Origin of the sequence: Labrys monachus (assembly GCF_030814655.1) — a bacterium.
GTDB lineage: Bacteria > Pseudomonadota > Alphaproteobacteria > Rhizobiales > Labraceae > Labrys > Labrys monacha.
The window spans coordinates 3177892-3190748 of sequence record NZ_JAUSVK010000001.1; the positions used below are offsets into that span (position 1 = coordinate 3177892).

Genomic DNA, 12857 nt, shown 5'->3' on the forward strand with positions numbered 1-12857 from the left:
CCCATGAATGGCAAACCGGGACTTCCCGAATTGAAGGCACTCGCGGCGATCGTCTCGCATCGCAGCTTTCGCAAGGCGGCGGACGATCTCGGCCTGTCGCCGTCGACGCTCAGCCATATGATGCGGTCGCTGGAGCAGGAGATGGGCGTGCGCCTGCTCCACCGCACCACCCGCAGCGTCGCGCCGACGCAGGCGGGCGAGCGTCTTGTCGGGCGCCTTCAGCCGCTGCTGCGGGACATCGACGCGGCCTTGTCGGAAGTGGACGATTTCCGCAGCGTTCCGGCCGGCCCGCTGCGCATCAATTCGAGCGAGATCGCCGCCCGCCTGTTGCTGGCCTCGACGGTGCCGGCCTTCCTGTCACGATATCCACAGGTCTCGCTCGACCTCGTCACCGAGGGAAGGCTGGTCGATATCGTCGCCGAGGGTTTCGATGCCGGCATCCGCCTCGGAGAGGCCGTGCCGCAGGACATGGTCGCGGTGCGATTCGGGGGAAGCGCGCGCTTCGTCGCCGTGGCGTCGCCCGGCTATCTCGCCGATCACGCGGGCCCGAAGGTGCCGGACGACCTGCACGACCATGCCTGCATCCGCTTTCGCCTGCCGAGCGGCAAGCCCTATCGCTGGGAATTCGAAAGGCACGGCCAGGAACTGTCGATCGACGTCCCCGGCAGACTCACACTCGATCATATGGACCTGATGGCCGACGCGGCGGCGGGCGGCATGGGAATCGCCTATGTCTCGGACCGCTGCGCCCGCGCCCACATCGATCGGGGCGCCCTCGTGACCGTGCTGGATGACTGGTGTCCGCCGATTCCCGGCCTGTTCCTCTATTATCCAGGCCATCGACATGTACCGCCGGCCCTGCGGGCCTTCATCGACGTCCTCAAGGAAACGAACTGAGCCTGCCCGGCGCCGATCCTGCGGCACGCCGATGGCCTGGCGGAAGGCGCTGCCGGCGCAACATGCCGGCAGCGCCCCTCAAGTTCAGCGACGGCAGACCCTGCGGGTGCTGACGACCCAATGACCATGGATACGGGCCTTACGCTTGACGACCGTGCAATGCGGGCCGCGCTTGATCATGACGGCGCCGACCGACGCCCTCTCGCGCACGGGCGCGGCGGAAGCGGCAACCGGAGCGAATGCAACCGTGGCGAGCGACAACGCAACGGCAGCCAAAATGATTTTCTTCATGGTCCGACAAAGTCCCTATTCATTGCACCCCCCAGCGCTTCCGTAACAGTAGCAGCGCCGTATGAACGTTGCTTGAACGAAAATCGTTAACGGCAGCGCATCCGGAAAGTGTTTCCTGCCACGGTGCTGAACAGGAAGGCGAGCCATGCCCCTCATCTTCATTCGGCATTTTCTTCGGGATGGCTCACATGGTATCCTGATAGGGTATAAGTACTTGATAATTCAGAAAATTATCTGGTTTTAGAGGATAAATGGGGCCGCTTCCATTGGGGGATCGGACCTGTTCAGGTTTCCGAGGCCCCTCGCGCCCTGCGGCCCAAACTGGCGATTGCTTCCGTATCGAGTGGAGCGCCAGCTACGGCATCGCCGGCTCCGTCACCGCCAAGCGGGTGCAGATCACGCTGGAGCCCGGCGCGCCTCGTCAGGTGTCTATAGAACATGCCTCTCAAGAACGGACCACCCAACGCTGATATCGTTGGCGTGACTGTCGTCGTCGCCTGTGAGTGTTTGATTCGAATGGTGGGCGGTGACGGGCTCGAACCGCCGACCCTCTCGGTGTAAACGAGATGCTCTACCAACTGAGCTAACCGCCCAAGCAACTGAAAGTGCCGGGATATTTCACTTTTTCAGTTCCGGCGCCGGCACTGGAATGGCGCGAACCAGTCGTCCCGGAGTCGTCCGACCCGCACGCATATACAACGGGTCGGCGGCGGCGTAAATCTCCGTCACCGCCATTGTGGACATCTTGCGCCAGACTGCAGCCGAGACATGCTCCAGCGCCAAGCCCCTTCGGGACACGGGGAGCCTCACCGCCGTTGGGCTGGAGGCCACTGCCGCGCCTTCCCCGAAGGACGCACCCACCTCAAAAAAACGGCCGCACAACGAATGTGCGGCCGTCCTTGGGTTCAGGCGAAGCTCAGTGCGCGACGACGGCGCCGGCATCGTCGCCGGGGATCACCGGCGGATGGGTCTTGTCCTCTTCCCAGACGATCGGCTCCGGCATGCGCACGAGCGCCTTGCGCAGGACCTCCTCCATCCGGGACACCGGCACCAGCTCGAGCCCGTTCTTCACATTGTCCGGAATATCCGCCAGATCCTTGGCGTTCTCTTCCGGGATGAGCACGGTCTTGATGCCGGCACGAAGCGCGGCGAGCAGTTTCTCCTTCAGGCCGCCGATAGGCAGCACGCGCCCCCGCAGCGTCACCTCGCCGGTCATGGCGACATCACGGCGGACCGGGATGCCCGTCATCACCGACACCATGGCGGTGGCCATGGCGATGCCGGCCGAGGGGCCGTCCTTGGGCGTCGCGCCTTCCGGCACGTGCACATGGACGTCGCGACGGTCGAACAGCGGCGGCTCGATGCCGTAGTCGATCGCCCGCGAGCGGACATAGGAAGCCGCCGCCGAGATCGATTCGCGCATGACGTCCTTCAGATTGCCCGTCACGGTCATCCTGCCCTTGCCGGGCATCATCACCGCTTCGATGGTCAGAAGCTCGCCGCCGACTTCCGTCCACGCCAAGCCCGTCACCGCGCCGATCTGGTCTTCCAGCTCGGCCAGGCCGTAGCGATAGCGCGGCGCGCCGAGATAGTCCTCGAGCACGGCCGGGGTCACGCGCACGCCCTTCTTCTTGGACATCAGGATGTCCTTGACGGCCTTGCGGGTGAGGTTCGAGATCTCACGTTCGAGATTGCGCACGCCGGCTTCCCGCGTATAGCGGCGCACCAGCAGCAACAGGGCCTCATCGTCGATCGAGAATTCCTTCGGCTTCAGCCCATGCTTCTGGATGGCATTGGGCACGAGGTGCTTGCGCGAAATCTCGACCTTCTCGTCCTCGGTGTAGCCGGCGAGCCGGATGATCTCCATGCGGTCCAGCAGGGCCGGCGGGATGTTGAGCGTGTTCGCCGTCGTCACGAACATCACGTTCGACAGGTCGTAGTCGACCTCGAGGTAATGATCGTTGAACGTCGCGTTCTGCTCGGGATCCAGCACCTCCAGCAGGGCCGAAGACGGATCGCCGCGGAAATCCATACCCATCTTGTCGATCTCGTCGAGCAGGAAGAGCGGATTCTGCTTCTTGGCCTTGCGCATCGACTGAATGACCTTGCCGGGCATCGAGCCGATATAGGTGCGCCGGTGGCCACGGATCTCGGCCTCGTCACGCACGCCGCCGAGCGACATGCGCACATACTCACGGCCCGTCGCCTTGGCGATGGACTTGGCGAGCGAGGTCTTGCCGACGCCGGGCGGTCCGACGAGGCACAGGATCGGGCCCGTCAGCTTGTTGGCGCGCTGCTGCACCGCGAGATACTCGATGATCCGGTCCTTGACCTTTTCGAGGCCATGGTGATCGGCATCGAGGATTTCCTGCGCATGCGGCAGATCCTTCTTGATCCGGGACTTCTCGCCCCAGGGCAGGGAGATCAGCCAGTCGAGATAGTTACGCACCACGGTGGCTTCGGCGGACATCGGAGACATCTGGCGCAGCTTCTTCATCTCGGCCTGCGCCTTGTCGCGGGCCTCCTTGGTCAGCTTGGTCGCCTTGATCTTCTGTTCGAGCTCACCGAGCTCGTCCTTGCCTTCCTCGTCGCCCAGCTCCTTCTGGATCGCCTTCATCTGCTCGTTGAGATAGTATTCGCGCTGGGTCTTCTCCATCTGGCGCTTGACCCGCGTGCGAATGCGCTTCTCCACCTGCAGTACGGAGATCTCGCTCTCCATCAGTGAGAGCACCTTTTCCAGGCGCGCCGGAATCGGCAGGATCTCGAGAACGTCCTGCTTGTCCGCGATCTTCACCGCCAGATGCGAGGCGATGGTATCGGCGAGCTTGGAATAGTCCTCGATCTGGGTGACCGCGGCGACGACCTCGGGCGAGACCTTCTTGTTCAGCTTGACGTAGCTCTCGAATTCGGAAACCACCGAACGCGCCAGCGCCTCGGCCTCGATGCGTTCGCCGGTGCCATTGCCGAGAACCTCGGCCTCAGCCTCGTAGAAATCCTCGCGGCTCGAATAGGACAGCACCTTGGCGCGGTCCACGCCCTCGACCAGCACCTTCACCGTGCCGTCGGGCAGCTTCAGCAGCTGAAGGACCGTGGCCAGCGTTCCGAGCTTGTAGATCGAGTCCGTCGCCGGATCGTCCTCCGCCGCGTTGAGCTGGGTCGCCAGGAGGATATGACGGTCCGTGCGCATCACTTCTTCCAGCGCGCGGATCGACTTCTCGCGGCCGACGAAGAGCGGGACGATCATATGCGGAAACACGACGATGTCGCGCAGCGGCAGCACCGGGAAAGTATCGACGGTACCCGGGGGCACCGCGGGACGCTGTTTATTCGTTGTCATTGCATATCCTTTCCTGCGCCGCACCACGCTGCAATAGCCGTGCCACAAGCGCTATCCCCTTCGACCAACGAGGTGGGCCTCGGGGGTATTCCAATCGCCCCGAATGGGCGCGATTGCTTCACAATGAATAGGTGGGGGGGAGGAGCGCCGTGTCAAGCCAAGCCGCTATGCCAATTTGTGCCAGCTGACATCGCCTTGCAGGAGAACGTCGATGCCGTCAGTCATTCCCGATGGCACATAGCGGCCCGGCTGCTCCATTCCGTCACCCGGGCGCTCGATCAAAGATCGATGACGGGACATGGGAAGGCAGCGCGGCGTGGAAATGCCGCAACCGCGCCGGATCACGTTCCGCCGTGCCGCCCCGCCGCCAGAATGCGGCGGGATTCTTCTGGGGGGAATGACAGCCGGAGCCGCATTCCTGGCCCACCCCGGCCGGATACAGGCCTCGTCAGGCGGACGAAGAGACTTCCTGCTTGTCGGAGTAGATGAACAGGGGCTTGGCCTGGCCGTCCACGACTTCCTTCGAGATCACCACCTCTTCCACGCCGTCGAGGCCCGGCAGTTCGAACATGGTATCGAGCAGGATGCTCTCCATGATCGAACGAAGCCCGCGAGCACCGGTCTTGCGCTCGATCGCACGTTTGGCGATCGATGACAGCGCCTCCTCCTGCAGGCTCAGGTCGATGCCCTCCATCTCGAACAGGCGCTGATACTGCTTGACGAGCGCATTCTTCGGCTCGGTCAGGATCTTGATCAGCGCCGGCTCGTCGAGGTCCTCCAGCGTGGCGATCACCGGCAGGCGGCCGACGAATTCCGGAATCAGGCCGAACTTCAGGAGATCCTCCGGCTCGACCTCGCGGAAGATCTCGCCGGTGCGGCGGTCTTCCGGCGCGGCCACGCGGGCACCGAAGCCGATCGAGCTTCCCTTGCCGCGGCCCGAAATGATCTTTTCGAGTCCGGAGAAGGCACCGCCGCAGATGAACAGGATGTTGGTGGTGTCCACCTGCAGGAATTCCTGCTGGGGATGCTTGCGCCCGCCCTGCGGAGGAACACTCGCCACCGTGCCTTCCATGATCTTCAGCAGCGCCTGCTGGACGCCTTCGCCCGAAACATCCCGCGTGATCGAGGGGTTGTCGGACTTGCGGCTGATCTTGTCGACCTCGTCGATATAGACGATGCCGCGCTGCGCACGCTCGACATTGTAGTCGGCCGCCTGGAGGAGCTTGAGAATGATGTTCTCGACGTCCTCGCCGACATAGCCGGCTTCCGTCAGCGTGGTGGCGTCGGCCATGGTGAAGGGCACATCGATGATGCGCGCCATCGTCTGCGCCAGCAAGGTCTTGCCCGAGCCGGTCGGCCCGATCAGCAGGATGTTCGACTTGGCGAGTTCGACGTCGCTGTGCTTCGCCGCATGGTTGAGGCGCTTGTAGTGGTTATGGACGGCGACCGACAGAACGCGCTTGGCCTGGAACTGCCCAATCACATAGTCGTCGAGCACCTTGCAGATCTCGCGCGGCGTCGGCACGCCGTCGCGCGATTTCACGAGCGAGGATTTGTTCTCCTCGCGAATGATGTCCATACACAGCTCGACACATTCATCGCAGATGAAAACTGTCGGGCCGGCGATCAGCTTGCGAACTTCGTGCTGGCTCTTGCCGCAGAATGAGCAGTAGAGCGTATTCTTCGAATCGCTGCCGGCCTTGGTCATGGCGTCCCCCTTTCGGGCTCTCTTTGGGCGAACCTCCTGGCCCGCCCTAGTCGCAACTCCCAGCAAGGACCGTGCCAGAACACCGATCCCCGCCGCTTCTCAACATCGCCTCATCCACCATCTTAAGCAATGGTGGAATCTAGGCTTTACCCCGTCAACAGAGCATTAACGATCACCATCGCAATGAACTGTGTCGAAACTCTTACGCTTTTGCGGCACCGTCGTCCGGGCGTTTTTCGATCACCTGGTCGACGAGCCCGAATTCCCTGGCGCCCTCGGCATCCATGAAATTGTCGCGCTCGAGCGCTTCCTGGATGGCCTTGATATCCTGCCCGGTATGCTTGACGTAGATCTCATTGAGGCGCTGCTTGACCCGCTTGGTCTCTTCAGCGTGGATGAGGATGTCGGTCGCCTGCCCCTGAAAGCCGCCGGAAGGCTGATGCACCATGATGCGGGCGTTCGGCAAGGCAAAACGCATATTCTTGGCCCCGCCAGCCAGGAGAAGCGAGCCCATCGAAGCCGCCTGCCCGATGCACAGCGTCGAGACGGGACAGCGGATGAACTGCATGGTGTCGTAGATCGACATGCCCGACGTCACGACGCCGCCCGGCGAGTTGATGTAGAGCGCGATTTCCTTCTTGGGGTTCTCCGCCTCGAGGAACAGGAGCTGGGCCACCACGCTCGAGGCCATGTTGTCCTCGACCGGCCCGGTCACGAAGATGATGCGCTCGCGCAGCATGCGCGAATAGATGTCCCAAGCCCGATCACCCCGGTTGGTGCTCTCGACCACGCTGGGAACGATGTAGTTGGTGAAGGTATCGACGGGGTCTCTCATCGGTCATTCTCCAGAGGGCGAATCTCGGCAACAATGTCTCTGGCAGGGCAGAGATTGCCAGCAATTTTGTCAAGTGCACCGGCTGCCAAAAGCCGCAGAGCTGAAGGCCATACGACTGAAACAAGGGTGACTGGGATCGTTCCGCGCCGGCGTCGAGAGGATGCCTGCGGAACCACCCATCGCAAATGTGTCGTCGAGGGCACTTCTGCAAGATGCGCCGGCCACGAACCGGGCCGAAGCGCTCCGCCGCCCGCCTCAACGAGAATGGCCGGGAACCAGCCCGGCCATCCAATGTCGTTCGGGGACGATGAGGAAGCCTTACGCCTCGGACTTCTCCTCGGTCGTTTCCTCGTCCTCTTCCTTGAACAACTCCTCCTTGCTCACCGGCTTGTCGGTGACCTCGGCGAGGCTGAGGATGTGGTCGACGACCTTGTCCTCGAAGATCGGCGCGCGCAGCTCGGCGATCGCGCCCTGGTTCTTGGTGTAGAACTCCCAGACCTGGCGTTCCTGGCCCGGGAATTGCCGGGCGCGCTCGACCATCGCGCGGGTCGTCTCGTCGTCGGAGACGACGATCTTGTTGCTTTCGCCGATCTCGGCGAGCACCAGGCCGAGACGGACCCGGCGCGCCGCGATCTTGCGGTACTCTTCCCGGGCCTCTTCCTCGGTGGTCTTCTCGTCCTCGAAGGTGCGGCCGGTCTGCTGCATCTCGCGCTCGACCTGCTGCCAGACATTGTCGAACTCCTGCTGGAACAGGGTCGGCGGAAGGTCGAAGGTGTATTTGGCGTCGAGCGCGTCCAGAAGCTGGCGCTTCACCTTGCTGCGGGCGACGTTCGCATATTCGCGCTCGACCGTGCCCTTGATGACTTCCTTGAGCTTGTCGAGCGATTCGAGCCCGACGGACTTGGCGAGTTCGTCGTCGGCCACCAGCTCGGACGGCGCCTGCACCGCCTTGACGCTCACGTCGAAGACCGCGTCCTTGCCGGCCAGCGTCTCGGACAGGTAGTTGACCGGGAACTTGACCTCGACGGTCTTCTCCTCGCCCGCGGCGACGCCGATCAGCTGGTCCTCGAAGCCGGGAATGAAGGTGTTGGAGCCGATATCGACCGAGATATCCGTGCCCGTGCCGCCCTCGAACGGCTCGCCGTCGATCTTGCCGGTGAAGTCGACGATCACGCGGTCGAACTTCTCCGCCTTGGCGCCGGCCTCCTTGTCGGTGTAGCTGACATTGCGGCGCGCCAGGTTCTCCAGGCGCTCCTGGATGTCGGCATCGGTCACCTCGACCACCGGCCGTTCGATCTTGATGCCGGAGACGTCGCCGACCTCGAAGGTCGGCAGCACTTCCACCGCCACGGTCCAGGCGAGATCGGCCTTGCCTTCGAGAACCTGGGCAACGCCCTCCTCGCCGGCGCCAAAATCGAGCTTGGGCTCCATGGCCAGCTTGATCTGGTTCTCGTCGACGATCTTGCGGTTGGCCTCGCCGACATAGTCGTTGACGACGTCGGCCACGACCGAGCGGCCATACAGGCGGCGCAGGTGAGCCACCGGCACCTTGCCCGGACGGAAGCCGTTCACACGGACCTTGCCCCTCATATCTTCGAGCTGGGCGTCGGCACGCGAGGCGATTTCCGCCGCCGGTACCACCACTTTGAATTCCCGCTTCAGGCCGTCGGCCAGGGTTTGGGTCACCTGCATATTATTGTCCCGAATCCGTGAGTTCGTTTCGCCGCCCGTCAGAGCTTGATCTTATCGACCGGTCGTGGTGCGGGCGGAGGGGCTCGAACCCCCACGACTTTCATCACTGGAACCTAAATCCAGCGCGTCTACCAGTTCCGCCACGCCCGCAAAGGGCTCTCTTTCGCGGAACCCGCGCCCCGCAAATGAGTGGCGCCATATAGCATGTCATGAAAACGATGCAGCAAAAAAGTTTGTCTATTTCGGCCTTGTTTGGCCGTCGGCGGCGGCAGACCGCACGGATGCCGGTGCCGCGGGTGCGCGGAGCATGGATCCGCACCCGCCATCTGCAGAGAAAACGCCATCCCTCGCATGCCGCGGACAGGCGCCGTCAGGCGGCGCCCCCCTCCTCCGTGAGCGCCACCAGCGCGCCGCACAGCGCGCCGGGCAGGTCGTCGGCGGTGAGGCCGGGGCCGAACCGGCCTGCCGCCTCGCCATGCAGCCAGACGCCGGCGCAGGCGGCCTCGAAGGCCGGCATCGATTGCGCCAGCAGACCGCCGACGAGGCCGGAGAGCACGTCCCCCGACCCCGCTGTCGCCAGGGTCGGAGGGGCGTTGGTGTTGATGGCCGCCCGGCCGTCCGCTGCCGCGACGACCGTATCGGCCCCCTTCAGCACCACGATGGCGCCCGTCGTCTCGCTCGCGGCGCGGGCCCTGTCGAGCTTGGAGGCGCCGCTGCCGGCGATGTCGGCGAACAGGCGGGCGAACTCCCCCTCATGCGGCGTCAGCACGACGGGGCCGGCCGCCGCACGCAAGGCGGCGATGAGGCGGAAGCGGTCCGCCGCGAAAGCCGTCAGGGCGCCGGCGTCGAGCAAGACCGCGCGGGAAGCGGCCAGCGCCATCTCGACGCGGGCCCGCGTCTCCTCGCCCGGTTCGAGCGCCGGACCGATCACGACGGCATTGCGACGGCTGTCCTCCAGGATGCGGGAAAATCCCTCCAGGCCGTCGCAGCGGCGCACCATCACCGCATCGAGGGCCGCGGCGTGGACGGCGAGCGCGTCGGACGGGCTGGCGACGGTCACCAGCCCCGCCCCCGCCCGCAGCCCGGCTTTGGCCGCCAGCCGCGCGGCCCCCGTGCCCTCGATGCCGGCCGAAAGCACCACGAGGTGCCCCCGCCCGTATTTCTGCCCCTCGGCGGCGGGATGGGGAAAGCGCGCGAGCCAGAGGTCCGGCTGGTTGGCATGGGTACGCGGCGCGATGGTGCGCAGGACGTCGTCGGGAATGCCGATGTCAGCGAGGCGCAACGCCCCGCAATAGAGCCGGCCGGGCAGCAGGAGATGGCCCGGCTTGCGCCGGAAGAAGGCGACGGTCTCCTGCGCCTTGACGGCGACGCCGCGGACCTGCCCGCCGGCGCCTTCTATGCCCGAGGGAAGATCGACGGCGACGACGCCGAGGCCGGCGGCATTGATGCGCTCGATCAGGCGGGCGAGTCGGCCGTCGACGTCGCGGGAGAGGCCCGCCCCGAGCATCGCGTCGACGAGGAGCCCGCCCTTGGGCAGCGTCGCGGCGAAGGCATCCTCGATCGGCCCGCCCCATTGCTCGGCGGCATAGGCCACCTCCCCGCCGAGAGAGGAGGACGCGGCGGTCATCGCCAGCCGCACGCGATAGCCCCGCTCCCGCAGCACCCGCGCCGCGACGAAACCGGTGCCGCCATTGTTGCCCGTGCCGCACAAGACCAGGATCGGCGTGTTGAAGGGGCGCCGCGCCACGACGTCGGCGACCGCCCGCCCGGCCCGCTCCAGCAGCGCGTCGGCCGTCATGCCCGCGGCGATCGCCAGCCGGTCGGCGTCCGCCATCTCGGATGGACTGAGCAGTTCGTTCAAGATTCTCTCCAACGCCTCTTTTCCGCCGCTGCATGCGCCACCTCGTCGCATCGGGCGGGAAAAGTCCAGGGGAACGCCCTCCTCCGGCAATCTCCTGCCGTCGTGGCGCATATTTTATTGGCTAGTTGCAAATAAATTGGGCAATCTTTCGGTACCATATGCCCAAATTTCAGCACGCATCGCCATAACGCATTGAAAATGCCCAATATTTTTCCTATTGGCGGTTTGGCATGCGAACTGCTACCAGCGACAAGGTTTCTGCGCGAGAATGCGCTGAAATCGAGGAGACCCCATGAAGAAAATCGAAGCCATCATCAAGCCCTTCAAATTGGACGAGGTGAAAGAGGCGCTGCAGGAAGTCGGCCTGCAGGGCATTACGGTGACGGAGGCGAAAGGATTTGGACGGCAGAAAGGCCATACCGAACTCTATCGCGGCGCCGAATATGTTGTTGATTTTCTGCCCAAGGTGAAGATTGAAGTGGTGGTCCCGGATGAACGGGTCGAACGCGCCATCGACGCCATACGCAAGGCCGCCCAGACGGGCCGGATCGGCGACGGCAAGATCTTCGTCCTCAACATCGAGGAAGCCATCCGGATCCGTACCGGCGAGAGCGGCCTCGACGCGATTTGATGCCGGACGGTCCGCCGTCCGTGCCAGAATACTGTGCTAAAACGAAGGAAAGGTTTGCACAACATGAAGACCGCCAGTGACGTCCTGAAGGCGATCAAGGATAATGATGTCAAATATGTCGACTTCCGTTTCACCGACCCGCGCGGCAAGTGGCAGCATGTGACTTTCGACGTCTCGATGGTGGATGAGGAAATCTTCACCGAAGGCACGATGTTCGACGGTTCCTCGATCTCCGGCTGGAAGGCGATCAACGAATCCGACATGTGCCTGATGCCGGACCCGACCACCGCGACGATGGACCCTTTCTTCTCGGCCGCCACGATGTCGATCACCTGCGACGTCATCGAGCCCTCGACGGGCGAAGGCTACAGCCGCGATCCCCGCGGCATCGCCAAGCGCGCCGAGGCCTATCTGAAGTCGACCGGTATCGGCGATGCCGCATTCTTCGGTCCGGAAGCCGAGTTCTTCGTGTTCGACGACGTCCGCTTCAAGGCCGATCCCTACAACACGGGCTTCAAGCTCGATTCGCTCGAACTGCCGAGCAACTTCGACACTGAATATGAAGGCGGCAACCTCGGCCACCGCATCGCCAAGAAGGGCGGCTATTTCCCGGTTCCGCCGATGGATTCGGCGCAGGACATGCGTTCCGAGATGCTGGCTGCCATGCAGCAGATGGGCGTCGTCGTCGAAAAGCACCATCACGAAGTGGCTTCCGCCCAGCATGAACTCGGCATGAAGTTCGGCACGCTCGTGACGATGGCCGACCATCTGCAGATCTACAAATATGCGATCCACAACGTCGCCCACACCTACGGCAAGACGGCGACCTTCATGCCGAAGCCGATCTTCGGCGACAACGGCTCGGGCATGCATGTGCACCAGTCGATCTGGAAGGACGGCAAGCCGGTTTTCGCCGGCAACAAATATGCCGACCTCTCGGAGACCTGCCTTCACTACATCGGCGGCATCATCAAGCATGCCAAGGCCCTGAACGCCTTCACCAACCCGTCGACCAACTCCTACAAGCGTCTGGTCCCGGGCTTCGAGGCGCCCGTCCTGCTCGCCTATTCGGCGCGCAACCGCTCGGCCTCCTGCCGCATCCCCTACACGACCAACCCGAAGGCCAAGCGCGTCGAGGTTCGCTTCCCCGATCCGGCGGCGAACCCCTATCTCGCCTTCGCCGCCCTGTTCATGGCCGGCATGGACGGCATCCTGAACAAGATCGACCCCGGCGCCGCCATGGACAAGGATCTCTACGACCTGCCGCCGCAGGAGCTGAAGCAGATCCCGACCGTCTGCGGTTCGCTGCGTGAGGCGCTCTCCTCGCTCGATGCCGACCGCGAGTTCCTCAAGAAGGGCGGCGTCTTCACGGACGACTTCATCGACAGCTTCATCGAGCTGAAGATCGGCGAGGTCCATCGTTTCGAACAGACGCCGCATCCGGTCGAGTTCGAAATGTACTATTCGGTCTAAAAAGCCTATTCCAGAGGGGCAAGATCGAGGAGCCGGGGCGCAAGCCCCGGCTTTTTACATTGCCGGGGCCTGAACAAAACCGTGCCTGCTTCATTGCTGCGGGGAGAGCCGGTAGCGGGCATTCCGGCCGCC

9 protein-coding genes and 2 tRNA genes are annotated in these 12857 nt (G+C 63.8%); 3 read left to right on the forward strand and 8 right to left on the reverse strand.

The window, feature by feature from the left end; genetic code table 11:
- Positions 1-3 precede the first annotated feature (3 nt).
- Complete coding sequence (locus J3R73_RS14400; protein ID WP_307427924.1) at positions 4-897, forward strand: LysR family transcriptional regulator; 894 nt, start codon at positions 4-6, stop codon at positions 895-897.
- An 84-nt stretch (positions 898-981) separates the two neighbouring features.
- Here J3R73_RS14400 and J3R73_RS14405 read toward each other — a convergent pair whose 3' ends face one another.
- The 8 genes from J3R73_RS14405 to J3R73_RS14440 form a co-directional block, all read right to left on the reverse strand.
- Positions 982-1188: a hypothetical protein gene (locus tag J3R73_RS14405; protein ID WP_307427926.1), complete on the reverse strand. Its 207-nt coding sequence runs from the start codon at positions 1186-1188 to the stop codon at positions 982-984.
- A gap of 517 nt (positions 1189-1705) precedes the next feature.
- Positions 1706-1781: transfer RNA gene (locus tag J3R73_RS14410), tRNA-Val, on the reverse strand.
- A gap of 323 nt (positions 1782-2104) precedes the next feature.
- Positions 2105-4525, reverse strand: coding sequence for an endopeptidase La (gene lon / locus J3R73_RS14415; RefSeq protein WP_307427928.1), 2421 nt, complete (start codon positions 4523-4525; stop codon positions 2105-2107).
- Between the two features lie 448 nt (positions 4526-4973).
- Entirely contained in the window at positions 4974-6233 is a 1260-nt protein-coding gene (gene clpX / locus J3R73_RS14420; RefSeq protein ID WP_307427929.1) for an ATP-dependent Clp protease ATP-binding subunit ClpX, read from the reverse strand.
- A 202-nt stretch (positions 6234-6435) separates the two neighbouring features.
- Complete coding sequence (locus J3R73_RS14425; RefSeq protein WP_307427932.1) at positions 6436-7068, reverse strand: ATP-dependent Clp protease proteolytic subunit; 633 nt, start codon at positions 7066-7068, stop codon at positions 6436-6438.
- 318 nt (positions 7069-7386) lie between these two features.
- Positions 7387-8760 carry a trigger factor gene (gene tig, locus J3R73_RS14430; RefSeq protein WP_307427934.1) on the reverse strand — a complete coding sequence of 458 codons (1374 nt, stop codon included), beginning with the start codon at positions 8758-8760 and terminating at the stop codon, positions 7387-7389.
- A 65-nt stretch (positions 8761-8825) separates the two neighbouring features.
- A tRNA-Leu gene (locus J3R73_RS14435) sits at positions 8826-8910 on the reverse strand.
- Between the two features lie 220 nt (positions 8911-9130).
- Positions 9131-10621: an NAD(P)H-hydrate dehydratase gene (locus J3R73_RS14440; protein ID WP_307427936.1), complete on the reverse strand. Its 1491-nt coding sequence runs from the start codon at positions 10619-10621 to the stop codon at positions 9131-9133.
- 292 nt (positions 10622-10913) lie between these two features.
- Between J3R73_RS14440 and J3R73_RS14445 the strand changes: the two genes are divergently transcribed.
- Both J3R73_RS14445 and glnA read left to right on the forward strand, forming a co-directional pair.
- Entirely contained in the window at positions 10914-11252 is a 339-nt protein-coding gene (locus J3R73_RS14445; protein WP_068296275.1) for a P-II family nitrogen regulator, read from the forward strand.
- Between the two features lie 63 nt (positions 11253-11315).
- Positions 11316-12725 (forward strand): type I glutamate--ammonia ligase, encoded by a 1410-nt coding sequence (glnA, locus tag J3R73_RS14450; RefSeq protein ID WP_307427944.1) that lies wholly within the window; start codon positions 11316-11318, stop codon positions 12723-12725.
- Positions 12726-12857: the final 132 nt, after the last annotated feature.

Bases quoted from the DNA above. Each gene is read 5' to 3' on its own strand.
- J3R73_RS14400 (WP_307427924.1), top strand. From the start codon at position 4: ATGAATGGCAAACCGGGACTTCCCGAATTGAAGGCACTCGCGGCGATC.
- J3R73_RS14405 (WP_307427926.1), bottom strand. From the start codon at position 1,188: ATGAAGAAAATCATTTTGGCTGCCGTTGCGTTGTCGCTCGCCACGGTT.
- lon (WP_307427928.1), bottom strand. From the start codon at position 4,525: ATGACAACGAATAAACAGCGTCCCGCGGTGCCCCCGGGTACCGTCGAT.
- clpX (WP_307427929.1), bottom strand. From the start codon at position 6,233: ATGACCAAGGCCGGCAGCGATTCGAAGAATACGCTCTACTGCTCATTC.
- J3R73_RS14425 (WP_307427932.1), bottom strand. From the start codon at position 7,068: ATGAGAGACCCCGTCGATACCTTCACCAACTACATCGTTCCCAGCGTG.
- tig (WP_307427934.1), bottom strand. From the start codon at position 8,760: ATGCAGGTGACCCAAACCCTGGCCGACGGCCTGAAGCGGGAATTCAAA.
- J3R73_RS14445 (WP_068296275.1), top strand. From the start codon at position 10,914: ATGAAGAAAATCGAAGCCATCATCAAGCCCTTCAAATTGGACGAGGTG.
- glnA (WP_307427944.1), top strand. From the start codon at position 11,316: ATGAAGACCGCCAGTGACGTCCTGAAGGCGATCAAGGATAATGATGTC.